This window comes from Bradyrhizobium jicamae, from assembly GCF_018130695.1.
Lineage (GTDB): Bacteria > Pseudomonadota > Alphaproteobacteria > Rhizobiales > Xanthobacteraceae > Bradyrhizobium > Bradyrhizobium jicamae_B.
In genome coordinates this window covers 259,248-283,686 of record NZ_JAFCJX010000003.1, presented here as the reverse complement: position 1 = coordinate 283,686, position 24,439 = coordinate 259,248, and the positions used below count along the sequence as shown (strand labels likewise).

General features: G+C 64.4%; 22 protein-coding genes. 18 read left to right on the top strand and 4 right to left on the bottom strand.

The features are described 5' to 3' along the window. The first annotated feature begins 82 nt into the window (after positions 1-82). On the top strand, positions 83-820 hold the full coding sequence (locus JQ604_RS06540; RefSeq protein WP_212354505.1) for an enoyl-CoA hydratase/isomerase family protein: 738 nt from the start codon (positions 83-85) through the stop codon (positions 818-820). A gap of 13 nt (positions 821-833) precedes the next feature. Here the strand turns inward: JQ604_RS06540 and JQ604_RS06535 are convergent, their stop codons facing one another. Next, the gene (locus JQ604_RS06535) at positions 834-2,054 is read right to left on the bottom strand and encodes a virginiamycin B lyase family protein (protein WP_212354503.1); all 1,221 of its coding nucleotides are present in this window, start codon (positions 2,052-2,054) and stop codon (positions 834-836) included. A gap of 251 nt (positions 2,055-2,305) precedes the next feature. On the opposite strand from JQ604_RS06535, the gene JQ604_RS06530 reads away from it, so the two are divergent. From JQ604_RS06530 to JQ604_RS06510, 5 genes are all read left to right on the top strand, one after another. Further along, positions 2,306-3,325: an alpha/beta hydrolase gene (locus JQ604_RS06530; RefSeq protein WP_212354501.1), complete on the top strand. Its 1,020-nt coding sequence runs from the start codon at positions 2,306-2,308 to the stop codon at positions 3,323-3,325. Positions 3,326-3,568: 243 nt separating this feature from the next. Further along, the gene (locus JQ604_RS06525; protein ID WP_212354499.1) at positions 3,569-4,000 is read left to right on the top strand and encodes a VOC family protein; all 432 of its coding nucleotides are present in this window, start codon (positions 3,569-3,571) and stop codon (positions 3,998-4,000) included. 88 nt (positions 4,001-4,088) lie between these two features. Continuing rightward, positions 4,089-4,526, top strand: a complete 438-nt coding sequence (locus JQ604_RS06520; RefSeq protein WP_212354497.1) for a VOC family protein — start codon at positions 4,089-4,091, stop codon at positions 4,524-4,526. A gap of 22 nt (positions 4,527-4,548) precedes the next feature. Further along, positions 4,549-5,031, top strand: coding sequence for a VOC family protein (locus tag JQ604_RS06515; RefSeq protein WP_212354495.1), 483 nt, complete (start codon positions 4,549-4,551; stop codon positions 5,029-5,031). A gap of 171 nt (positions 5,032-5,202) precedes the next feature. Continuing rightward, on the top strand, positions 5,203-6,525 hold the full coding sequence (locus JQ604_RS06510; RefSeq protein WP_212354493.1) for an MFS transporter: 1,323 nt from the start codon (positions 5,203-5,205) through the stop codon (positions 6,523-6,525). A gap of 111 nt (positions 6,526-6,636) precedes the next feature. Here the strand turns inward: JQ604_RS06510 and JQ604_RS06505 are convergent, their stop codons facing one another. After that, complete coding sequence (locus JQ604_RS06505) at positions 6,637-6,864, bottom strand: antitoxin MazE family protein (RefSeq protein ID WP_212354491.1); 228 nt, start codon at positions 6,862-6,864, stop codon at positions 6,637-6,639. 182 nt (positions 6,865-7,046) lie between these two features. On the opposite strand from JQ604_RS06505, the gene JQ604_RS06500 reads away from it, so the two are divergent. From JQ604_RS06500 to JQ604_RS06465, 8 genes are all read left to right on the top strand, one after another. After that, positions 7,047-8,153: an efflux RND transporter periplasmic adaptor subunit gene (locus JQ604_RS06500; protein WP_212354489.1), complete on the top strand. Its 1,107-nt coding sequence runs from the start codon at positions 7,047-7,049 to the stop codon at positions 8,151-8,153. A 44-nt stretch (positions 8,154-8,197) separates the two neighbouring features. Continuing rightward, complete coding sequence (locus JQ604_RS06495) at positions 8,198-11,341, top strand: efflux RND transporter permease subunit (RefSeq protein WP_212354487.1); 3,144 nt, start codon at positions 8,198-8,200, stop codon at positions 11,339-11,341. Positions 11,342-11,361: 20 nt separating this feature from the next. After that, entirely contained in the window at positions 11,362-11,970 is a 609-nt protein-coding gene (locus tag JQ604_RS06490) for a TetR/AcrR family transcriptional regulator (RefSeq protein WP_212354485.1), read from the top strand. Between the two features lie 165 nt (positions 11,971-12,135). Beyond that, a complete protein-coding gene (locus JQ604_RS06485; protein WP_212354483.1) occupies positions 12,136-12,759 on the top strand; it encodes a flavin reductase family protein in 624 nt (207 codons plus the stop codon). A gap of 414 nt (positions 12,760-13,173) precedes the next feature. Continuing rightward, a complete protein-coding gene (locus tag JQ604_RS06480) occupies positions 13,174-15,441 on the top strand; it encodes an acyl-CoA dehydrogenase (RefSeq protein ID WP_212354481.1) in 2,268 nt (755 codons plus the stop codon). Further along, positions 15,441-16,724 (top strand): acetyl-CoA C-acetyltransferase, encoded by a 1,284-nt coding sequence (locus tag JQ604_RS06475; protein ID WP_212354479.1) that lies wholly within the window; start codon positions 15,441-15,443, stop codon positions 16,722-16,724. The genes JQ604_RS06480 and JQ604_RS06475 overlap by 1 nt, the downstream gene beginning before the upstream one ends. A 2-nt stretch (positions 16,725-16,726) precedes the next feature. Then, on the top strand, positions 16,727-18,823 hold the full coding sequence (locus tag JQ604_RS06470; protein WP_212354477.1) for a 3-hydroxyacyl-CoA dehydrogenase NAD-binding domain-containing protein: 2,097 nt from the start codon (positions 16,727-16,729) through the stop codon (positions 18,821-18,823). Positions 18,824-18,834: 11 nt separating this feature from the next. After that, positions 18,835-19,266: an acyl-CoA thioesterase gene (locus JQ604_RS06465; protein WP_212354475.1), complete on the top strand. Its 432-nt coding sequence runs from the start codon at positions 18,835-18,837 to the stop codon at positions 19,264-19,266. On the opposite strand, the gene JQ604_RS06460 is transcribed toward JQ604_RS06465, so the two are convergent. Next, positions 19,267-19,875 (bottom strand): GNAT family N-acetyltransferase, encoded by a 609-nt coding sequence (locus tag JQ604_RS06460; protein ID WP_349631058.1) that lies wholly within the window; start codon positions 19,873-19,875, stop codon positions 19,267-19,269. It lies immediately after the preceding gene. A gap of 99 nt (positions 19,876-19,974) precedes the next feature. On the opposite strand from JQ604_RS06460, the gene JQ604_RS06455 reads away from it, so the two are divergent. Then, positions 19,975-20,166 (top strand): hypothetical protein, encoded by a 192-nt coding sequence (locus JQ604_RS06455; protein ID WP_212354473.1) that lies wholly within the window; start codon positions 19,975-19,977, stop codon positions 20,164-20,166. 94 nt (positions 20,167-20,260) lie between these two features. Beyond that, the gene (locus JQ604_RS06450) at positions 20,261-21,091 is read left to right on the top strand and encodes a DeoR/GlpR family DNA-binding transcription regulator (protein ID WP_212354471.1); all 831 of its coding nucleotides are present in this window, start codon (positions 20,261-20,263) and stop codon (positions 21,089-21,091) included. A 6-nt stretch (positions 21,092-21,097) separates the two neighbouring features. On the opposite strand, the gene JQ604_RS06445 is transcribed toward JQ604_RS06450, so the two are convergent. Continuing rightward, the gene (locus tag JQ604_RS06445; protein ID WP_212354469.1) at positions 21,098-21,541 is read right to left on the bottom strand and encodes an SRPBCC family protein; all 444 of its coding nucleotides are present in this window, start codon (positions 21,539-21,541) and stop codon (positions 21,098-21,100) included. A 212-nt stretch (positions 21,542-21,753) separates the two neighbouring features. Between JQ604_RS06445 and glpD the strand changes: the two genes are divergently transcribed. Continuing rightward, positions 21,754-23,298 (top strand): glycerol-3-phosphate dehydrogenase, encoded by a 1,545-nt coding sequence (gene glpD / locus JQ604_RS06440; protein WP_212354467.1) that lies wholly within the window; start codon positions 21,754-21,756, stop codon positions 23,296-23,298. Beyond that, positions 23,295-24,437 carry an ABC transporter ATP-binding protein gene (locus tag JQ604_RS06435; protein ID WP_212354465.1) on the top strand — a complete coding sequence of 381 codons (1,143 nt, stop codon included), beginning with the start codon at positions 23,295-23,297 and terminating at the stop codon, positions 24,435-24,437. Before glpD ends, JQ604_RS06435 begins: the two co-directional genes overlap by 4 nt. Positions 24,438-24,439 lie beyond the last annotated feature (2 nt).

Genomic DNA, 24,439 nt, shown 5'->3' with positions numbered 1-24,439 from the left:
ATAGCGCCGCAAGCAGAGGAATGGATTGCTTGGTCGCTACGCTCCTCGCAATGACGAGGGAAATGTCCAGGGGGGAGCACTCATGTCACTCGTCCGCTACGAGAGCAACAATCACGTCGCGACCATCACGATGGTTCGCAGTGAGAAGCACAATGCGCTGAACAATGCGCTGTGCACGGAGTTGCGCGACGCCTGGCTGCGCTTTCGCGACAGCGACGATCGCGTCGCGGTGCTGGCGTCATCCGAGGAGAAGTATTTCTCGGTCGGCGCCGATGTCGGCGATCTCCCGGCCAACATGTGGCACGCGGTGCCCGGTCTCGGCGTCGAACTCGACAAGCCGGTCATTGCCGCGACATCAGGCTGGGTCGTGGGCGGGGCCTTCGTGCTGGTGCAGATGGCCGATCTCTGCGTGGCCTCGGAGACCACGCGCTTCATCTATCCCGAGGGCAAGATCGGCACCACGGCCGGCGGCGTCTCCTCGGTGATGGCGCGGATGCCGCACAAGATCGCGATGGAGTTCCTGCTGGTCGGCGAGGAGATGTCGGCGGAGCGCGCCTTTCAGATCGGCTTCGTCAACAAGGTTGCGCCGCGGGGCCAACACGTTGCGCTGGCGCAGCAGATGGCGGCGAAGATCGCCGGCAACGCGCCGCTGGTGGTCCGCGCGCTGAAGAAGCTGGCGCGCGAGGCGATGCCGAAGGGACCGCTGGAAACGGTTGCCGATGTGCGGCGGCTGCTGGACGAGGTCAAGGACAGCGAAGACCTGAAGGAAGGCGTCAAGGCATTCGCCGAGAAGCGAACGCCGCGGTTCACGGGAAGGTAGCGCGGTTGGGGAATCAGTCGCGCTTGATCCTGACCAGCGAGATGTCATTCATCAGGCTGTTGGCCAGCACGAAATTGCCGTCGCGCGTGACTGACGTATTGCGGACGATGTTTCCGCCCCCGGGGATCGCCCAGCTCTGGAATTTTTCGCTTCGGGGGTCGAAGCGCACGACGGTATTCGGGGTTGATCCGGACTCGCTGTACCAGATGATGTCGTTGATCGCGGAGATGCCATATGGCTCCGATTTAGGTCCGCTCGGGGACGGCCATTCCGTGACCTTGCCGGTTACGGGATCGAGGCGACCGAGATAGCCGCGCGAGTAGTCCGAATACCAGACGATGTCGTCGCTCGTGATGGCGATGCGCCGCGGCCGTGACGCCGCATTCGGCAGCTTGAACTCGCGAAATTCCAATGTGCTCGGATCGATGCTGCCAACCTGGTTGGTGCCGAATTCGACGAAGAAGATGGCGCCTTTCGAATTCAGCGCCATGCCGTAGGGACGCGAATTCACCGTCGGCGGGGTGAGCAGCTTGATCTCGCCGGTCTTCGGGTCGAGACGTCCGATCCGGTTGAGGTTCTGCATCGTGAACCAGAGGATGCCGTTTCTGTCGAAGATCAGCGTATGCGGGTCGCCCGGCTCCGGGGTCGGATATTCGGTCACGGTGCCGCTCTTCGGGTCGAGCTTTCCGATCAGGGAGCCGGAGTTGCCGGTGTACCAGATGTTGCCGTCACGATCCTCCTGCAGCCCGTGCGGTCCGGAGTGCGGCGTCTTGAGCTGGAATTCCGTGAACTTGCCGGTCGCAGGATCGAGCCGGCCAAGCACGTTGGCCAGTTGGCCGGTGTACCAGAGCGAGCCGTCCGTCGCGGCCAGCGGATCATGCGGTCGTGAGCCTGGCGTCGGCACATGCCACTCCTGGAACGAGACCTCGATCGGTCCGGGAATGACGATGCCGGCGGGCTTGCCTTTCTCCGGAAAACTCCGCGTCAAATATTCCCTGAGTGGCTCGATCTGGTCAGGCGGCACCTGGGCGCCTTGATTGAGCATCATTCGCAGTACGGTTTTCCAGCCGTCCGCGGTATAGCCTGATCCGACCCGGCTCAGCAGCGCGTGACAGATGTTGCAATTCGCCTGGGCCAGCTCCTTGCCGGGTCCGTCGGGCAGTTGTTGGCCGGTCGCTGGAAGCGCGGAGCAGAGCAATGCTGCCGCCAAAGCGGCGGATGCCTTTTTCAACATGATCACTCCCTGAATTTTCGCGCTTCTCCGGTGACCCGTGGCGCGAATGACAATGGACGGTCGGTGTCGTCGCGAAGCGCAAGACTAGGCTGAGACCCGCCGCACGTCCGCGCCCTCAGCCAGGCGTTGTGTTCACAAAATCGTGCACCGTATTTGCCATTGTGAAATGCGTGCGCTCGCGCGGGCGTCGACGCGCTGCTATGGTCGCGCGCGATCGGACAGAGAATCCGATGCTTTCAGGGAGATGCGCCATGACGCATTCCGACCAGTCTTTTCCGCGCCGCACCGTGATCAAGGGCCTCGGCATCGCCGCGGCCTCCGGCGCGCTCGGCGGTTCGGCGCAAGCGGCGACGGCACAGCCTGCGGAAGGCGAAATCTGGAGCAGCGAATACTGGACCAAGAAGGGCGACATCCCCTTGTGGATGTATCGCAAGCGGGTCGGCGCGCCGAAGCCCGGCGAGCCGGCGCGTCCCGTGGTGTTCTTCGTGCACGGCTCGTCGGTGACCTCGCGCGTGTTTGATCTCAACGTGCCCGGCAAGGGCGAATACTCCGTGATGAACGAGTTCGCCCGCTACGGCTTCGATTGCTGGACCATGGATCACGAGAATTACGGCAAGTCCGGCCGCACCAAGGGCAATGCCGATATCGCCAGCGGCGCCGAGGATCTGAAGGCCGCGGTCGAGGTGATCGCGCGCGAGACCGGATTAAAGAAGTATCACTTCGTCGGCGAGTCCTCCGGCGCGCTACGCGCCGGCGCCTACGCGATGGTGGCGCCCGATCGGATTGACCGCCTGGTGTTCGCCGCCTTCACCTACAAGGGCGAGGGATCGCCGACACTTACAAAACGGGCTGAGCAAGTCGACTATTATCGCACCCACAATATGCGCAAGCGCGACCGCGACATGATCCGCTCGATCGCCACCCGCGACAAGCCGGGGACATCAGATCCCGCCGCGATCGAGGTGCTTGCCGATGTCGAGATGCAGTTCGGCGACCAGATTCCGACCGGCACCTATCTCGACATGACCGCGAACCTCCCCGTCGTGCATCCCGAGAAGGTGCTGGCGCCGGTGCTGCTGGTGCGCGGCGAATATGACGGCATCGCTACCGTCGCCGACCTCGAGGCGTTCTATAACCTTCTGCCGAACGGCGACCGCCAGTTCATCATCCTGCCCGGCACCGCGCATTCGGTCGCGCTCGCGATCAACCGCCAGCTGTTCTGGCACGTGACGCGGGCGTTTTTGACCATGCCGACGCCGATTGCGACGTAGTCTCACATCGCGCAGACCCATCCCCTCATCCTGAGGAGCTTGCGAAGCAAGCGCTCGAAGGACGAGGCCACAGTCGGGCCGCATGGTTCGAGACGCGCTTCGCGCTCCTCACCATGAGGGGAATCACTGGTGACGCGACCGCGACGGCCTGCGGCAGGACGTCGCAAAAAATTCCTTAGGCAGGATGTCGGCAGCCTGCCATCAGGTTCGTCCTCGGCTCGAGCCTGCGCACAAGGAGTTCCCATGGCCAAGATGATCTTCGTCAACCTGCCGGTCAGCAATCTCGCCAAATCGACCGCGTTCTATGAAGCCGTCGGCGCGACCAAAAATCCGCAATTCTCCGACGACACCGCGTCCTGCATGGTGATCTCCGAAACCATCTTTGCGATGCTGCTGACCCACGACAAATACCGCCAGTTCACGTCGAAGAAGATCGTCGATGCGAAGACGTCGAGCGAGGTGCTGATCTGCCTGTCGTCAGACGGCCGCGCCGAGGTCGACGACATGGTCATGAAGGCGGTCTCGGCCGGCGGTTCGGCCGATCCGACCCCGACCCAGGACTTCGGCTTCATGTATGGCCGCAGTTTCGAGGACCCGGACGGCCACATCTGGGAAGTGATGTGGATGGACGTCGAGGCCGCCACGAAGGCCCATTCCGCCGCCGCCACCGCCTGATCCTGCGCCGCAAGAAAATCTCCTTGGCCATGTCGGAAGCCCGTCATGCGGTTCGTCCTCGGAGCGCAACCCGCGAAAGGACCCCGTGATGGCCAACGCCAAGATGATCTTCATCAGCCTACCGGTCGGCAATCTTGCCCGTGCCACCGCCTTCTACGAGGCGGTCGGCGCGAGCAGGAATCCGCAATTCTCCGACGACACCGCGTCCTGCATGGTGATCTCGGAGACCATCCAAATCATGCTGATGACGCACGACAAGTTCCGGACGTTCTCGCCAAAGCCGATCTCCGATGCGAAGACCTCGAACCAGGTGCTGTTGTGCCTCACTGCCGACAGCCGCGCCGAGGTGGACGACGTCGTAGCCCGCGCGACCAGCGCCGGCGGCCGTCCCGATCCTTCGCCGGTCGACGAGTATGACTTCATGTATGGCCGCAGCTTCGAGGATCTCGACGGTCATATGTGGGGCGTGAACTGGATGGATCTCGAGGCCGCGGCCAAGGCGCAATGCGCCGGCGCCTCTGCCTGATCGCGCAGAGAAGGAGCGACCCATGTCCAAAGTGTCCCCCTGCCTGTGGTTCAATGGCGAAGCCGAGGAAGCCGCGAACCTCTATGTCTCGCTGCTGCCGGATTCCCGGATCGATTCCGTTCAGAACAACATCATCGACGGGCCGGCCGGCACGTCCGGAACCGTGTTGTTTGTCGAGTTCACGCTCGCCGGCCAGAGCTACATCGCGATCAACGGCGGCATGCGGATGGAGTACTCCCATGCCGTGTCGTTCATGATCAACTGCGTCGATCAGGCCGAAGTCGACAGGCTCTGGGACGCGCTGCTCGCCAATGGCGGCAAGGCCGAGCGATGCGGCTGGCTGCGCGACCGCTTCAACGTGCCCTGGCAGATCGTGCCGAGAGCGCTCCACCAATATCTCGGCGGTCCGGACCAGGAGGGCGCCAGGCGCGCCGTGAAGGCGATGTATGGGATGGTCAAGCTCGACGTCGAAGGCTTGCGGCGGGCGTATGAGGGGACAGCCTAGCGCGATGCGCAGGGTGGGTTGGTTCATCAACTCATCCACCCTGCAAGCCGCGAATTTCGTCATTGCTGCTGCGCTCCCCGCGAATGCGGTTGACCTGCAATTCCATTTGACAGCGCACGCGCGATGCTCAACACCCGGCCTCAAGATCAATAGCGAGCCGGGGGAAAATTCATGAGCCAGACCGCCACCATCGCGCCGAGCGGCGCGCGCAGCGACATCGAAACCTCGACCATCCGCACGATCTCCGCGCGGCTGATCCCGTTCCTGGTGCTGGCCTACTTCTTCTCCTATCTCGACCGCGTCAATCTCGGCTTCGCTGCCTTGCAGATGAACGCCGACCTGAAATTCACGCCGCTGGTGTTCGCCTGGGGCGCCGGCATCTTCTTCATCGGCTATTTCATCTTCGAGGTGCCGAGCAATCTGGCGCTGGAGAAGTTCGGCGCCAGCCGCTGGATCGCCCGCATCATGGTGACCTGGGGCATCATCTCGGCACTGATGGCGACCGTCAGCGGCGAAGTCAGCTTTTACGTGCTGCGTTTCCTGCTCGGTGTCGCCGAAGCCGGCTTCTTTCCCGGCATCATCCTGTATCTCACCTATTGGTATCCGGCCGAATATCGCGCCCGCTTCCTCGCGGCGTTCGCGCTCGCGGTTCCCGTCTCCACGGTGATCGGCGCCCCGATCTCGGGCCTGCTGCTCGGGCTCGACGGCATCATGGGGCTGAAGGGCTGGCACTGGCTGTTCATCATCGAGGGCGTGCCCTCGGTGCTGCTCGGCATCGTCACCTGGTTCTATCTGACCGACCGGCCGGAGAAGGCCGACTGGCTCTCGGCCGAGCAGAAGGCCTGGCTGAAGGCGAAGCTCGATGCGGAGATCGCGGCCAAGCAGGCGGTCAAGCACTTCACCCTCGGTGAGGCGCTGGCCTCGCCCAAGGTGATCACGCTCAGCCTGATCTATTTCGGCTTCGTCGGCGCGCTCTATGGCATGCAGTTCTGGCTGCCGACGATCGTCAAGGCGTTCGGCCTGACCAACGCGCAGACCGGCTTCGTCACCGCGATCCCGTATCTGTTCGGTACCATCGCGATGATCCTGTGGGCGCGCCATTCGGATGCCACCCGCGAGCGCGTCGCCCATGTCGGCGCTCCCTTGCTGCTCACCGCCGTTGCGCTCGGCGTCTCCAGCTACATCGCCGATCCGACCGTCACGATGGTCGTGCTGACGGTCGCTGCGATCGGCGTGTTCTGCACCTTCGCGGTGTTCTGGACGCTACCGACCGCGTGGCTCTCCGGCACGGCGGCGGCCGGCGCGATCGCGCTGATCAACTCGATCGGCAATCTCGCAGGCTTCGGCGGGCCGTATCTGATCGGCTGGGTGAAGGAATCCACCGGCAACACGTCGACCGGATTGCTGGTGCTGTCGCTGCTGCCGCTCGCGGCAGGACTGCTGGTGTTTCTGGGTGGGCACGAGACGAAGAACGAGTTCGCCGGCTCGAAGTAGCGTGACGGCTGCGTAGGGTGGGCAAAGCGTAGCGTGCCCACCATCACAAGCACGCCGGGAATGGTGGGCACGGCGCTTCGCGCCTTTGCCCACCCTACAAACTACAGATCATTATGCGCGGTCGGGCCAATCGGAGATGGCATCGACGAACGCCTGATCGTCGCCGTCATGTGCGCTTGACGCGACGGCCAATGACTGTCGGTGGGCTTCCATCCTGAACGTTGCCGAGCTGATAACGGGAACCCAAATCTCTACGGGATGAAGTCCCTGAGCGTAGAGCCGCCTGCGATGTTCGCGCAGCTTCTTTCGTGATGGCTTTGGGTCAGCGGATGAGGTCACGGTTCCCTCCTTGACTGAATAGTAACCCCGAGCAGGGCCAACCGAACAGTTCGCTCAATCCGCCACTTTTCTACAATCTCATCACGCTCCACCTCACGAACGTGTGTCTACTGACGATTATTGACATTTATCAGTGATAAATCGATACTCTTCATCAGTCGTCAGCTCGATGGAGATATCCGATGTTCGTCCGTTCCGTTTTGTCCAGCTATTACAGGCTCTTGACCGGAGCGATGCTGGCTTCTGTGGCAATCGGGCTGGCGGGATGCAACGAAAAGGTGGCCGAAAAGGTCGAGCCGGGCCGCCCGGTTCTGGTCGCCACCGTCCATTATGAGGCCGAAACCCCCGAGCGGAGCTTCGTCGGCACGATCAAGCCCCGGGTCGAGGCTGACATGGGCTTTCGGGTCGCCGGCAAGGTCGCCAAGCGCCTGGTCGAGGTCGGCCAGGTCGTCGATGTCGACCAGCCCTTGGCAACGCTGGATGAAGTCGATCTGAAGCTGCAGGCCGAGCAGGCCGAGGCCGAGTTCCGGGCCGCGACCGGCGTGCTGGCGCAGGCCGGCGCCGCCGAGCAGCGCGCCAAGGATCTGCGCGGCAAGGGCTGGACCACCGACGCGCAGATGGACTCGGCACGCGCCGCCGCCGATGAGGCCCGCGCCCGGCTCAATCGCGCCGAGCGCTCGGTCGAACTGACCAGGAACTCTCTCTCTTACGCAACGCTGGTGGCCGACACCCGTGGTGTCGTCACAGCGACCATGATCGAACCGGGCCAGGTGGTTGCCGCGGGCCAGGCCTCGATCCGTGTCGCCCGGCTTGGCGAGAAGGAAGCCGTCGTCGCAATCCCCGAGACGCTTCTCAATCGTGCCAAGTCGGGCGTTGCCATGGTGTCGCTGTGGTCGGAGGCGAAGAAGACCTATGCCGCGAAGCTGCGCGAGGTCGCGCCGCAGGCCGATCCCGCAACCCGCACCTATCTCGCGAAATTCTCGCTGCCGGATGCCGATGACAGCGTCTCGCTCGGCATGACCGCAACGCTCACGCTCGCCGATCGCGAGACCGAGCGGGTCGCCAAGCTGCCGCTGTCGGCGCTGTACAGCCAGGGCGGCGATCCCTCGCTCTACATCGTCGACGACAAGGGCGAGGTTTCGCTGAAGCCGGTCAAGGTCAAGGCCTATGAGAGCAGTTCCGTCGTGATCGCTGGTGGTGTCGACGAAGGCACGAAGGTCGTCGCGCTCGGCGTGCAGAAGATCGATCCCAGCCAGAAGGTGCGGGTCGTCTCGTCGCTGTCGTTCTAGGTCGCGTTGCACGCGAAAAGCGGTTTTGGACATTGGAGACTGACATGAAGCGCTTCAATCTCTCGGGCTGGGCGGTGAGCCATCCGACCCTCGTCTTGTTCATGATGATCCTGCTCGGCGCCGCCGGCTTCTTCTCCTATCAGAAGCTCGGCCGCGCGGAGGATCCGTTCTTCACGGTGAAGACCGTGAACGTCTCGGTGATGTGGCCGGGTGCGACGTCGCAGGAAATGCAGACCCAGGTCGCCGACCCCATCGAGAAGAAGCTGCAGGAGCTTCCCTATTTCGACAAGGTGCAGACCTACTCGAAGCCCGGCTTCACCGCGATGCAGGTGACCTTCCGCGACAACGCGCCGCCGAAGGACGTGCCGTACCTGTTCTATCTGCTGCGCAAGAAGCTGGTCGACGTGCAGGGACAGCTGCCCTCCGGCATCCTCGGTCCCGTCGTCAACGACGAATTCTCCGATGTCGATTCCATCCTCTACATGATGACCGGCGACGGTGCCGATTACGCGCAGCTGAAGAAGACCGCCGAAGGCTTCCGCCAGCGCCTGCTCAAGGTGCCCGGCGTGACCAAGGTCGATCTCTACGGCACCCAGGACGAGCGCATCTACGTCGAATTCTCGCATGCGAAGCTCGCCACCCTCGGCATCACGCCGCAGGCGCTGTTCGATTCGCTGGCCAAGCAGAACAACGTCACGCCGGCCGGCACGGTCGAGACCTCGTCGCAGCGCGTGCCGCTGCGCGTCACCGGTGCGCTCGATGGCGTCAAGGCGGTGGCCGAGACCCCCGTCGAGAGCAACGGCCGCGTGTTCCGCCTCGGCGACATCGCCACCGTCACCCACGGCTATGTCGATCCGCCGAGCTTCGTCGTGCGCCAGGAAGGCAAGCCGGCGCTCGGCATCGGCGTCGTCACCGCCAAGGGCGCCAACATCCTCGAGCTCGGCAAGGACGTCGAAAAGGCGACCGCCGATTTCATGAAGGCCGTGCCGCAGGGCATCGACGTCGAGCAGATCGCCGACCAGCCCAAGGTGGTCGAGCACGCCGTCGGCGAGTTCGTGCACTCCTTCGTCGAGGCGCTGGCGATCGTGCTGTTCGTCTCCTTTGTCGCGCTCGGCTGGCGCACCGGCATCGTGGTGGCGCTGTCGGTGCCGCTGGTGCTCGGCATCGTCTTCATCGTCATGAACGCGATGTCGCTCGACCTGCACCGCATCTCGCTGGGTGCGCTGATCATCGCGCTCGGCCTCCTGGTCGACGACGCCATCATCGCGGTGGAGATGATGGTGGTGAAGATGGAGCAGGGCTGGGACCGCATGCGTGCGGCGTCCTTTGCCTGGGAATCAACTGCGTTTCCGATGCTCACGGGAACGCTGGTCACGGCCGCTGGCTTCCTCCCCATCGGCTTTGCCAATTCGGCGGTCGGCGAATATGCCGGCAGCATCTTCTGGATCGTGGCGATCGCGCTGGTCGCGTCCTGGTTCGTGGCCGTGATCTTCACGCCCTATATCGGCGTCAAGCTGCTGCCCAACATCAAGGTCCATCAGAGCCACGATCCGCATGCGGTCTACGAGACGCGGATGTATCGCGGCCTGCGCGCGGTCGTGCAGTGGTGCGTCAACCACCGCATCACCGTGGTGGTCGCGACCGTCGGCGTGTTCATTGCGTCCATCGTCGGCTTCGGCCATGTCCAGCAGCAGTTCTTCCCGCTGTCGGAGCGGCCCGAGCTGTTCCTGCAGCTGCGCCTGCCGGAGGGCACGGCGTTCAACGTCACCGAGAAGACGGTGAAGAAGGCTGAGGCGCTGCTCAAGGACGACGACAAGGACATCGCGACCTATACGGCCTATGTCGGCCAGGGCTCGCCGCGGTTCTGGCTCGGCCTCAACCCGCAGCTGCCGAACGAGGCGTTCGCGGAAATCGTGATCGTGTCGAAGAACGTCGAGGCCCGTGAACGCATCAAGGCGCGGCTCGAGCAGGCGGTGGCTGACGGCGCGTTGAACGAGGCGCGCGTCCGCGTCGACCGTTTCAATTTCGGTCCGCCGGTGGGCTTCCCGGTCCAGTTCCGCGTGATCGGACCCGACCCGAACAAGGTGCGCGACATCGCCTACCAGGTCCGCGACGTCATGCGTGAGAACAAGAACGTCAAGGACGTTCAGCTCGACTGGAACGAACAGTCGCCGTATCTCAAGCTGGTCGTCGATCAGGACCGCGCCCGCGCGCTCGGCCTGACCCCGCAGGACGTCTCGCAGGCGCTCTCGATGCTGATCTCCGGTGCGCCGGTGACGACGATCCGCGACGGCATCGAGAAGGTCGGCGTCGTCGCCCGCGCGATTCCGGCGGAGCGGCTCGATCTCGGCCGCGTCGGCGACCTCACCATCACCTCGAAGAACGGTGTGGCGGTGCCGCTGCAGCAGGTCGCAAAGCTTGAATATGCCCATGAGGAGCCGATCCTGTGGCGGCGCAACCGCGACATGGCGATCACCGTGCGCTCGGATGTCGTCGACGGCGTGCAGGCGCCCGACGTGACCGGCCAGATCGCGCCGAAGCTGAAGGACATCCAGGACCATCTCGAACCGGCCTACCGGATCGAGCCGGGCGGCGCCTTCGAGGAATCCGCCAAGGGCAATGCCTCGATCTTCGTCCTCTTCCCGGTGATGGTCATGGTGATGCTGACGCTCCTGATGATCCAGCTGCAGAGCTTCTCGCGCCTGACGCTGGTGTTCCTCACGGCGCCGCTCGGCATCGTCGGGGCCTCGCTTGGCCTCAACGTCGCCAACCAGCCGTTCGGCTTCGTGGCGCTGCTCGGCCTGATCGCGCTCGCCGGCATGATCATGCGCAACACGGTGATCCTGGTCGATCAGATCGAGAGCGATGTCGCCTCTGGCCTGACCCGCCGGGAGGCGATCGTCGAGGCCACCGTCCGCCGGGCCCGCCCGGTGGTGCTGACGGCGCTCGCCGCCATCCTCGCCATGATCCCGCTGTCGCGCTCGGCCTTCTGGGGCCCGATGGCGATCACAATCATGGGTGGTTTGTTTGTTGCGACCTTTCTGACCTTGCTGTATCTGCCGGGCCTGTACGCCCTCTGGTTCCGCAAGACCCTCGAGGAAAGCGGTCCCAGCGAGCAAGCCGATACTGCGCCGCAGCATGAGCATAAGGGACAACCCGCATTTCCACTTGCTGAGGCGGCCGAATAATTGAAGATTGAGCACCGAACATGACGCTCGTTTCCGAACACACCGAAACCGACACGCGAGAGCGCATTCTCGTGGTGGCGGAGCGTCTGTTCCGGCAGCTCGGCTACCAGAAGACCACGGTCGCCGACATCGCCAAAGAGCTGCGCATGAGCCCCGCCAACGTGTACCGCTTCTTCGACTCGAAGAAGGCGATCCACGAGGGCGTGGCGCGCGGCCTGATGGGCGAGGTCGAGATCGAGGGGCGGCGGATCGCGCAGGCGCCGGGGCCGGCGGCTGTTCGGCTGCGCGAGCTGATGATCACCATCAACCGCATGAACACCGAGCGCTATGTCGGTGACTCCAAGCTGCACGAGATGGTCGAGATCGCGATGCAGGAGGACTGGGGCGTCTGCGTCGCACATATGGAGTGCATCGCCGGTATCATCGGCGAGGTGATCGCGCAGGGCGTGGCCTCGGGCGAGTTCGAGGCGCCGGACCTGCTGCTGGCCTCGCTGTGCGCCTGCACCGCGATGATGCGCTTCTTCCACCCCCAGATGATCGCCCAGTGCGCCACCAAGCCGGGCCCGACCATCGACCAGATGATCGATTTCGTGATCATCGGCCTGTCGCCGCGCGGCAAGGCGAATTGATCGGGGCAGGCTGACGTTTTCGTCGGTTGACTCTCCCTCTCGTCATTGCGACGACCCGTAGCCCGGATGGAGCGTAGCGCAATCCGGGTTTTTTACCGCTTGTGACACGGGTCCCGGATTTCGCTGCGCTCCATCCGGGCTACCGCAGAACGAGAGAGTTTCGGCGTGACCGCGAAAGACCTGCATTTCTACGAGCCGAAGAACGGCCACGGCCTAAAGCATGATCCCTTCAACGCCATCATCGCGCCGCGCCCGATCGGCTGGATCTCCTCGCGCGACACCAACGGTAACATCAACCTCGCGCCCTACAGCTTCTTCAACGCCTTCTGCTACGTGCCGCCGATCATCGGCTTCTCCTCCACCAACTGGAAGGACTCGGTCGCCAACATCCAGGAGACCGGCGAGTTCGTCTGGAATCTGACGACGATGGATCTGGCGCAGCAGATGAACAAGTCCGCCGCGCACGTCGCCCGCGACGTCGACGAGTTCAAGCTCGCCGGCGTGACGCCGGTCGCAGGCAGGGTCGTCAACGTGCCGCGCGTCGCCGAGAGCCCGGTGTCGTTCGAGTGCAAGGTGACACAGATCGTCCAGATGCAGGGCGCCGACGGCAGGAAGGCCAACGCCTGGGTGACCTTCGGCGAGGTCGTCGCCGTGCATATCGACAAGGCCCTGATCAAGGACGGCGTCTACCAGACTGGTCTCGCCCGCCCCATCGTCCGTGCCGGCCGGATGGGCGACTATTTCGAGATCAAGCCGGAAAACATGTTCGAGATGATCCGCCCGGACTGATCTCCTCTTCACCTCTTCCCGCCCTCTGCTTCACCTCTCCCCGCCCTTTCGCGGGGAGAGGTCGGATCGCATCGAAAGATGCGATCCGGGTGAGGGGCTGTGCACGACCGTGCCATTCGGAGAGTCTCTCCGACGCCTCGACTGACCAGTCGGCAAATACCGAACTCGCGGCTGGCCGCCTGCCATGCCCCTCACCCGCCACCTCCGCTTCGCTTCGGCGTCGACCTCTCCCCGCAGAAGGGCGGGGAGAGGTGAAGAGCCCACCTCCGGAACAGAACCTCCGCCTTGCCGTTAACAAACGGCGCCCGCCCCGCGTCAATTTCGCTGCATTTTGGCGGCGAAGTGTTCACCCGTGACCGGCACTTTCCATTACAATAGCCCCCATCCGCGCCGCCGATTCATGAGGACACCACCATGAGCTTCCGCCGCGACTTCATCACCAAACCGATCTTCTCCTGGGCGCGCGGCGTGTTGCCGGCGATGTCGGACACCGAGCGCGAGGCGCTGGAGGCCGGCGATGTCTGGTGGGATGCCGATCTCTTCACCGGCAATCCTGATTGGACCAAGCTCTTGGCCTTCGCGCCGGCAAAACTGACCGACGAGGAAACGGCCTTCCTGCACGGCCCGGTCGACGAGCTCTGCGCCATGCTCGACGAGTGGAAGATCAATTGGGAATGGCGCGACTTGCCGCCGGAGGTCTGGGACTTCATCAAGCGCCACAAATTCTTCGGCATGATCATCCCCCGGGAATTCGGCGGCCTCGGCTTCTCGCCGTACGCGCACTCCGAAGTGGTGCGCAAATTGTCGTCGCGCTCGCTGACGGCGGCCGTCACCGTGATGGTGCCGAACTCGCTTGGGCCCGGCGAACTGCTGATGCGCTTCGGCACGAAGGAGCAGCAGGACAAATGGCTGCCGCGTCTGGCCGACGGCCGCGACATTCCCTGCTTCGGCCTGACCAGCCCGGAGGCCGGCTCGGACGCCGCCTCGATGGTCGACACCGGCATCATCTGCAAGGGCAATTTCGGCGGCAGCGAGGTGCTCGGCCTCAGGCTCAACTGGCACAAGCGCTACATCACGCTCGGCCCCGTCGCGACGCTGCTCGGCCTCGCCTTCAAGGCCTATGACCCCGATCATCTCGTGGGCCAGGAGGAAGAGCTCGGCATCACGGTGGCGCTGATCCCGACCCATCTGCCGGGCGTCTCGATCGGCCACCGCCATCTGCCGTCGATGCAGGTGTTCCAGAACGGTCCGAACTGGGGCCGCGATGTCTTCATTCCGCTCGATTACATCATCGGCGGCAAGGAACGGCTCGGCCAGGGCTGGAAGATGCTGATGACCGCGCTCGCCGCCGGCCGCGGCATCTCGCTGCCGTCGCTGTCGGCGGCAGGCGCCGCTTACGCCGCACGCACCACCGGCGCCTATTCGCGCATCCGCGAGCAGTTCGGCATCTCGATCTCGAAATTCGAGGGCATCGAGGAGCCGCTCGCCCGTATCACCGGCACCGCCTATCTGCTTGACGCTGCGCGGCGGCTGACCTGCGCCGCGCTGAACGAAGGGCATCACCCCGCCGTCATCTCCGGGATCATGAAGCTGCACGCCACCGAGCGGATGCGGATCGCGATCGACGATGCCATGGATATCCATGGCGGCAAGGCCGTGATCGACGGCCCGCAGAATTACATGGGCAGTCTCTATCGCGCGGTGCCGGTCGGCATCACCGTGGAAGGCGCCAATATACTGACCCGCAATCTCATCGTGTTCGGGCAGGGGGCGATCCGCGCGCATCCCTATCTCCTGGCCGAGATGAATGCGCTCGGGGAGGCCGATCGCGACAAGGGATTGACCGCGTTCGACACCGCGTTCTGGAAGCATATCGGCCACAGCTTCGCGACCATGTTCCGCGCCTGGGGCCGCAGCTGGACCGGCGGTCTGTTCGCGCCGGCGCCGGATGCGGGCGACGCCACGCCGTTCTATCGCCAGCTCTCGCGCTACTCCTCGGCCTTTGCGCTCTGCGCCGACATGGCGCTGCTGACGCTCGGCGGCGCGCTGAAGCGCAAGGAGATGCTGTCGGCGCGCTTCGGCGATATCCTCTCCGAACTCTATCTGTTGTCCGCTGCGCTGAAACGCTGGCAGGACGAGGGCCGGCAGAAGGAGGATTTTGCCGCGCTCGAATGGTGCATGGCCTCGGGCTTCAAGATCATCGAGAGCCGGTTTGCGGAGATCCTCGCAAACCTGCCAAATCGTTTCGTCGCGATCATCCTGAAATTCTTGATCCAGCCGTTCGGCGCGCGCGTGGTCGGGCCGTCCGATCGCATCGTGCATCAATGCGCGCAGCTCGTGCTGTCGCCCTCGGCGGCACGCGATCGCCTGACGCCCGATCTCGCCTTTGTCGACGATGATGGCGGCATCGCGCGGCTGGAGAAGGCCTTCCGTCTGGTCCATGAGGCTGAGGATGCCGCCAAGCGGCTGCATGCCGCGCGTCTCCACGACTGGAAGGAAGGGGTGGCAAAAGGCGTCATCACCGAGAGCGAGGGTGAGAAGCTCGCTGCGGCCAAGGAGGCGGTCGCAAAAGTCATCGAGGTCGACGATTTTGCGCCGGAAGTGCTGTCGCCGATTTACAAGAAATCCGCCGACGTGCATCAGTTCTTCCAGGAATTGGGTGAGCAGAGGGCGGCGAGCTGATGGCGCGACCAGTCTTTATCGTCGACGGCAGCCGGACGCCGTTCCTGAAGGCGCGCTCGGGTCCCGGGCCGTTCACCCCGGTCGATCTCGCCGTGCAATGCGGCCGGCCGCTGCTGGCGCGGCAGCCGTTTGCGCCTGATGCCTTCGACCAGGTCATCCTCGGCTGCGTCAACGTCATCGCCGACGAGATGAACCCGGCGCGCGTCGCAGCACTGCGGCTCGGCATGGGCGAGAAGATGGTTGCCTTCACCGTGCAGATCAATTGCGGCTCCGGCATGCAGTCGATCGACACCGGCTACCGCTACATCCGCGAGGGCGCAGCCGATATGATCCTCGCCGGCGGTGCCGAGGCGCTGAGCCACGCGCCGCTGGTCTGGCCGAATGCCGGCGTGCGCTGGTTCGCGGGCCTCGCCGGCGCCAAGGGACTCGGCGCCAGGATCATGGCTGCGCTGAAGGTGAAGCCGAGCTACTTCAAGCCGATCATCGGGCTGGAGCGCGGGCTGACCGATCCCGTTACCGAGCTCAACATGGGGCAGACCGCCGAGAAGGTCGGCCATCTCTTCGGCATTACGCGCGCCCAATCGGACGCCTATGCCGCTGAGAGCCACAAGCGCCTCGCCAACGCGCAGTCGCAGGGCTGGCTGAAGGGCGAGGTCGAGACCGCGTTCTCGCGCGATGGCAAGTTTTTTGATCATGACGACGGCGTGCGCCCGGACTCGACGCCGGAATCACTGGCAAAATTGAAGCCGGTGTTCGAGCGGCCCTGGGGCCAGGTCACACCAGGCAATTCCTCGCAGATCACCGACGGCGCCTCCTGGGTGATCCTCGCCTCTGAGAAGGCTGTCGCAAAACATGGGCTGACGCCGAAGGCCGCGATCCTCGACAGCCAATGGTCGGCGCTTGATCCCTCGATCATGGGCCTCGGCCCGGTGCTCTCGGCATCTGCGCTGCTCAAGCGCAATGAGTTGACCTTGCAGGACATCGAGACCTGGGAATTGAACGAGGCCTTCGCCACGCAGGTGCTCGGTTGCCTCGCGGCCTGGAACGACGACAAGTTCTGCCGCGAGATCCTCGGCCTCGATGGTGCCGCCGGCCAGATCGATCACGCCAAGCTCAATGTCGATGGCGGCGCGATCAGCCTCGGCCATCCCGTGGGCACGAGCGGAAACCGGATCGTGCTGCATCTCGTCAACGCGATGAAGCGGCTCGGCACCAGGCGCGGCATTGCCACCGAATGTATCGGCGGCGGGCTCGGCGGCGCGATGTTGATCGAGGCGGTGTGATCATGGAAAGCACGATCATGGACGTCCTCGGCGATCGCGTGCTCGAGCTCGGGCCGAAGCCATCAGCCGAGAACCCCTACAGGAATTTCAAGCTCACCCGCGACGAGGACGGCATCGCCTGGCTGCTGTTCGACCGCGAAGGCGCCAGCGCCAACACATTGTCGGCCGATCTGCTCGAAGAGCTCGATGCGGTCGTCACCGCGCTGGAGAACCAGCGCCCGGCCGGCCTCGTCATCCGTTCGGCGAAGGCCAGCGGCTTCATCGCCGGCGCCGACGTCAATGAATTCCGCGGCGCCACCGATCCTCGCACGGTCGAGACCGCAATCGGCCGGGCCCATGCGGTGATCGATCGCCTGGAGGCGTTGCGCGTGCCGAGCGTCGCCGTGATCCACGGCTTCTGCCTCGGCGGCGGGCTCGAAGTTGCGCTGGCCTGCCAGATGCGGATCGCGATCGATGATGCGCGGTTCGGCTTCCCCGAGGTGATGCTCGGCCTGCATCCCGGCCTCGGCGGCACCGTGCGCTTCACGCAGCTCGTCAATCCCATGCAGGCGATGACGATGATGCTGACCGGCAAGACCATCGACGCCCGCCGCGCCAAGGCGCTGGGCCTGGTCGATGCCGTAGCCCAAGAGCGCCACGTCCGCAACGCCGTGAAGGATGCGGTGTTCGGCCGGCTGAAGCGCGCCCGACCCGGGCCGCTGGTCACGCTGCTCAATCTCGGTCCGGTCAGGGGCTTTCTCGCCAGCCGCATGCGCGCCGAGGCCGAGAAGGCCGCGCCGCACAAGAACTATCCCGCGCCTTACGCGCTGATCGATCTCTGGGAAATGCATGGCGGCGATCGCGCCGAGATGCTGAATGCCGAGAAGGCCTCGTTCGCCAATCTGATGGTGACGCCGACGGCGCAGAACCTGATCCGCGTGTTTTTCCTGCGCGAGCAGATGAAGAAGCTCGCAGGCAGTGGCAACAAGGTCCGCCATGTCCACGTGATCGGCGCCGGCGCGATGGGCGGCGATATCGCGGCCTGGTGCGCCAACCGCGACATGCGCGTCACGCTGGCCGACATGAAGGCCGAGCCGATCGCGGGCGCGATCAAGCGCGCCGCCGAGCTGTTCGGCAAGATCATGCGCAAGCGCACCGACCAGCGCGACGCGCTCGATCGCCTGATCCCCGACATGGACGGCGAGGGCGTCCGCAATGCCGATTTGATCATCGAGGCGGTGCCGGAAAAATTAGAGCTAAAGCAGAAGGTCTATGCCGGCCTCGAGCCGAAGATGAAGCCGGGCACGATCCTCGCCACCAACACCTCCAGCATCCCGCTGCAGGATTTGCGCACCACGCTCGCGAGGCCCGAGCGGCTGCTCGGCCTGCATTTCTTCAATCCGGTGTCGCGGCTGCAACTCGTCGAGGTCGTCAGCCATGACGGCACCGACGCCGCGCTGCTCCAGGAAGCGCGTGCCTTCGTCGGAGCGATCGATCGTCTGCCGCTGCCGGTGAAGAGCTCGCCCGGCTTCCTCGTCAACCGCGCGCTGACGCCCTACATGCTGGAGGCGATGGTGATGCTGGACGAGAAAATCGACCAGCGCCTGATCGACGCGGCCGCCGTCGAGTTCGGCATGCCGATGGGCCCGATCGAGCTCGCCGACCAGGTCGGCCTCGATATCTGCCTCGACGTCGGCGACATGCTGCGCTCGAAATTCGGCGACATGCTGCCGCCGACACCGGCCTGGCTGCGCGAGAAGGTCGCCAAGGGCGAGCTCGGCCGCAAGACCGGCAAGGGCTTTTACACCTGGACCGACGGCAAGGCGGTCAAGGCGCCGCTGCCCGAGACCGGCCCGCGCGTCACCGACGAGATGATCGACCGCCTGGTCTTGCCGATGTCGAATGTCTGCGTCGCCGCGCTGCGCGAGGGCATCGTCGACAATGCCGACGTGGTCGACGGCGCCATGATCTTCGGCACCGGCTACGCGCCGTTCCGCGGCGGCCCGCTGAACTATGCGCGCACCCGCGGCGTCGAGAACGTGGTGACGACCTTGCGCGCGCTCATACGAAAGTTCGGCGGCCGCTTTGCCCCCGATGCCGGCTGGGAGACGTTCAAGTGAAGGATTCGCAAGTGACCGACACGCACGTCCACGCCCCCATGAGCACCGACACCGAGCCGCGCGGCGATCTCTGCATCCGCACGCTGGCGATGCCGGCCGACACCAACGCCAACGGCGACATCTTCGGCGGCTGGCTGCTCAGCCAGATGGACGTCGGCGGCGGCGTGTTCGCCTCCAAGATCGCGAACTCCCGCACTGTGACGGTCGCGATCGAGGCGATGACGTTCCGCAAGCCCGTCTATGTCGGCGACCTCGTCTCCGTCCACGCCAATCTGGTGCGCCAAGGCCGCACCTCGATGACCGTGCATCTCGAAGCCTGGGTGCTGCGCCGCAAGGACCGGCTGTCGATCCTCGTGACCGACGGCGACTTCACCTACGTCTCGATCGACGACAACGGCAAGCCGCAGCCGATCCAGCGTGATGGTGCGACGATCGCGACGTGATCAGAAGAATTTGACCATCAGCAACTCGTCGAAATACCGCCCGTCGTATTTCAACGCTTTGACTTCATGGCCGAAAGCCGCGAAGCCCAGCGATTGATAGAGCGCGATCGCCGCCTGATTGTCGGCGACCACTTCCAGCTGCAGTTGCTCCACGCGCGCTTCTGCGTGCGCGATGATCGTTTCCATCAGCAGCCGGCCGATGCCGGTGCCGCGCGCGCTTCCGCGGACATACATCCCCCAGACGGTCGCTTTATGGGCCGTCTTGAGCCCCTCCTGCGCGCGAAAGCCGGCGACGCCGAGCAGGTCGCCGTTCGCGCCGAAGGCGCCAAAGATATCGGAGGCGGTGAGGCGTTCCTCGAACCACGCGAGCGGTTGCTGGCTTTCGCGCTCGAACGAGCTCGAAAACGCCTCCGGATTCTGCTGCAGCGACTCCAGTCTGATCAGCCGATACATCGGCGCGTCCGCTGTCGAGAGGAGCCTGATCTCGAAGGAAATCCGCTCGGTCATCTCTGCCTTCTTTCCTCGTCGGCAATTTGCCCCGTCCCGCTTCCTATCACGAAGTCGTGCTTGCAAGCGTCGTTGCGGGCAATCGATGGTGACATCAGTCACGGCGCGCTCGCGTCACTTGGCCTCAGGATCAGTGTCGCGCGGCTGCGGAACAATTGGGCAGCCATTCCGTTGTCTGCGCGAAATCGAACCGAGGCTTGCATGTCCGATAGCTATATCATTGAGGTAAGTTCACAGACCGCGGGCATCGTGGTGCGCGATGCGCGTGGCTATCAGTTCTTCGCTGCATCGCACCGTTTCGACCGCCTCGAAGGCCAGGTTTTCCGCAACGCCCGCGAAGCCGAGCGCGCGGCCCGGCGCCTCGCCACCGGCGAATTGCGGATGGCGTCGTGATCCCCCGCGGACTTTAACGCCAGGCCATCTCCCTCGTTGACCTCGTCAGAGAACGGTCGCACCATGGCGAACTTGCTTACCTCATGGTGCCGCCGTGGCTGGACTGTCCCACCGTCAGACTGAAATCCTCAACATCGCGCGGGCCTTTGGCCGGGTCATGGTGGAAGACCTCGCCAAGCGATTTGAGGTCTCGGCGCAGACCATCCGCAAAGACCTCAACGATCTCTGCGACCAGCGCGCGCTGACCCGCATCCATGGCGGCGCGATCATCGCCTCCGGTGTGGAAAACCTCGCCTATGAGGCCCGCCGCTTCGTTGCCGCCGAGGAGAAGAAGGCGATCGGGGCCGCTGCCGCGGCGCGGATCCCGAACGGCTGCTCGCTGTTCATCAACATCGGCACCACGACGGAAGAGGTCGCGAGCGCGCTGACCTCGCATGAGGACCTCTTGGTCATCACCAACAACCTCAACGTCGCGATGCTGCTGTACCGTCATCCGCGGATCGAGGTGGTGGTCGCCGGCGGTACGGTGCGCCGTGCCGACGGCGCCGTGGTCGGCTCGACCGCGACCCAGCTGATCGGCCAGTTCAAGGTCGACTACGCCATCATCGGCGCGTCGGCAATCGACGAGGAGGGCGCACTTCTCGACTTCGACTATCGCGAGGTGCAGGTCGCGCAAGCCATCATCGCCAACGCGCGCAACGTGATGCTGGTGGCCGATTCGACCAAGCTGCGCCGCAGCGCGGCGGTGCGCATCGCCCATATCGGCCAGATCCAGACCTTCATCACCGACGCCGCGCTGCCCACGGGGCTCGCCCATATCTGTCACAGCCGGGGCATCGAGGTCGTCGTGGCGATGGACAAGCCGCAGGGCGACATCGACGACGCCAGCCCCGAGCCCGTCCCCGCCACGCTGCGCAGCGCGTAACGCGCCCTACTGATTGATCTCGGGTTCGACGAGCTTTGCCAGATTGCGCAGCGATTCCTGCCAGCCGAGATAGCAGGCTTCGACAGGAATCACGTCGGGCAGGCCGGCCTGCGTGATGTTCACTTCGGTGCCGACCGAGACCTTGGTGAGCGTCACCGTCACCTCGATCACCCCAGGCAGATTGGGATCGTCGAACTTGTCGGTGTAGCGGAGGCTCTTGCCGGGAACGAGCTCGAGGTACTCGCCGCCGAACGCGTGGCCGTTGCCCGTTGTGAAATTGCGGAACGACATTCGGAACGTGCCGCCGACCTTCGGCTCCAGATGATGCACCGTGCAGGTGAAGCCGTTCGGCGGCAACCACTTCGCCAGCGCGTCGGCCTCGATAAAGGCGCGATAGATCTTTTCGGGGCTGGTGGTCAGCACGCGGTGCAGGCGGACGGTATTCGGCATGTCGAAAATTCCTGTGGTTACGAAGTGCCCGAAGGACGGATGTCGTCGGGCTGATCCGACAACGCCCGCAAACTTTTCCGGTTGGCCAAGGAAACCCTCAAAATTCTGATCCGAAAGTTCCACTTTCGTCTTGCTTTCGTTTTTTGTTGTGATTTACTCCGATCCGAAAGTAAAACCGCCGAAGTGAAGGTGGTTGCCGGGGGAAGCGTTCGTTGGATCGGATTTACGACCTCGCCATTATCGGAGGCGGTGTGAATGGCTGCGGCATCGCGCGCGACGCGGTGGGCCGGGGCAACACTGTTTTCCTGTGCGAAATGAATGACTTGGCGAGCGGGACGTCGTCATGGTCGTCGAAGCTCGTGCATGGCGGATTGCGTTATCTCGAATATTACGAGTTTCGGCTGGTGCGCGAGGCGCTGATCGAGCGCGAGACGCTCTGGCAGATCGCGCCCCACATCATTCGCCCCCTGCGCTTCATCCTGCCGCATCATTCCGGCCTGCGTCCGGCGTGGCTGCTGCGGCTCGGCCTGTTTCTTTACGACCATATCGGCGGCCGCAACCTGCTGCCGGCGACGCGCTCGGTCGATCTCGCCCATGACGCGCTCGGCAAGGCGCTGATTCCGAATCGCTACAGCAGGGGATTTGAATATTCCGACTGCTTCGTCGACGACGCGCGCCTCGTGGTGCTGAGCGCGCGCGACGCTGCCGATCGCGGCGCCGAGATCCGCACCCGCACCCGCGCCACCGAGATCCGGCAGGTCGACGGCATCTGGCACGTCACCGTCGAGGACACCGCCAGCGGCGCGCGCGACACCATCAAGGCGCGTGCGCTGGTCAATGCCGGCGGTCCCTGGGTCGAGCAGGTGCTGGCGTCGGGCGCCGGCGTCAATGCGCGCGCCAAGGTTCGCCTCGTGCAGGGCTCGCACATCGTGGTCAAGAAGCTCTACGAGCACGACCGCGCCTACACCTTCCAGAATGCCGACGGCCGCATCATCTTCGTCATTCCCTATCAGGACGACTTCACGCTGATCGGCACCACCGATCGCGACTATGATGGCGATCCGGCGAAGGTGAAGGCGAGCGAGGAGGAGATCAAATATCTCTGCGCCTCCGCCAGCGAATATCTGGCCAAGCCGATCACGCCCGACGACGTGGTCTGGACCTATTCCGGCGTCCGCCCGCTCTATGACGACGGCGCCAGCGAAGCCAAGGCCGCGACCCGCGACTACGTGTTCGAGCTCGACACGCCCGGCGGCGTGCCGCTGCTGTCGATCTATGGCGGCAAGATCACCACCTATCGCCGCCTCGCCGAGGAGGCGCTGGAGCGGCTGTCACCTTACCTTCGCAGTTCCAAAGCCAAGGAAGGGTGGACCGGTAAATCTCCGCTGCCCGGTGGCGACATGGACGTGTCGGCTGTCGCAGCACTGTCAGCGGAAATGATCCGCAATTATCCCTTCCTGGCGCAGCCCCACGCGAACCGCCTCGCGCATGCCTATGGCACGCGTGCGACAAAATTGCTCGGCAATGCGAAATCGGCCGCCGATCTCGGCCGCGACTTCGGCGCCACCTTGACGGAAAGCGAAGTCAGGTACCTGATGGCGAACGAATGGGCCCAAACCGCCGAAGACGTCGTCTGGCGACGATCCAAGCTGGGCTTGCGAATGTCGGCGAGCGAAATCGCCGCGCTCGACGAGTGGATGGCCGCCAACCGCGTTTCAGGTGAACGTCCCCTCCGCGAAGCGGGAGGACGGACATGAGTGTTACGCTGCAAAACGTCACGCGGGTCGTGGATGGCATCGAGACCATCCGCGACGTCTCGCTGACGCTCGAGCGCGGCACGCTCAGCGTGCTGCTCGGACCGACGCTGTCGGGCAAGACCTCGATCATGCGGCTGCTCGCCGGCCTCGACAAGCCGGCCACCGGCCGCGTGCTGGTCGACGGCAAGGACGTCACGGGCGCCGACGTGCGTTCGCGTTCGGTCGCGATGGTCTACCAGCAGTTCATCAATTACCCGTCGCTGACGGTCTATGAGAACATCGCTTCGCCCTTGCGCGTGCAGGGCAAGCCGCGCGCCGAGATCGAGAAGCGCGTCGCCGAAGCGGCGGGCCTGTTGCGCCTCGAGCCGTATCTGAAGCGCACCCCGCTGCAGCTCTCCGGCGGCCAGCAACAGCGCACCGCGATCGCGCGCGCGCTGGTCAAGGGCGCCGATCTGGTGCTGCTCGACGAGCCCCTCGCCAACCTCGACTACAAGCTCCGCGAGGAGCTGCGCGCCGAATTGCCGCGCATCTTCGAGGCGTCGGGCGCGATCTTCGTCTATGCCACCACCGAGCCCTCGGAAGCGTTGCTGCTCGGCGGCGACACGGTGTGCATGTGGGAAGGCAAGGCGCTGCAGGTCGGTCAGACCCCAAAGGTCTATCGCCATCCCGATACGCTGCGCGTCGCGCAGGTGTTCTCCGATCCGCCGCTCAACATCATCGGCATCGAGAAGAAGGGCGGCCAGGTGATCTATGGCGGCGGCGAACAGGCGCAGGCCACCGGCCTCTACGCCAATCTGCCCGACGGCAGCTACCGCGTCGGCTTTCGCGCGCACCAGCTTGAAGTCGGCACCGTCTCGGCCGGCCGCCACAAATTCGCGGCTGATGTCACGGTCACCGAGATCACGGGCTCGGAGAGCTTCGTGCACGTCCACGTCCACGACCAGAACTGGGTCTCGGTGCTGCACGGCGTGCATGAATACGAGCCCGGCCAGGTGCTCGACGTCGCGCTCGATCCCGACAACATCTTCGTCTTCGATGCGGCCGATCGGCTCGTCGCATCCGCCGGCGGCAAAGCGTTTTCAAGCGAAGTGCGTAGCGGTTCGCGTGAAGAAAACGCGTCAGAAAACAAAACGGTTTGAGG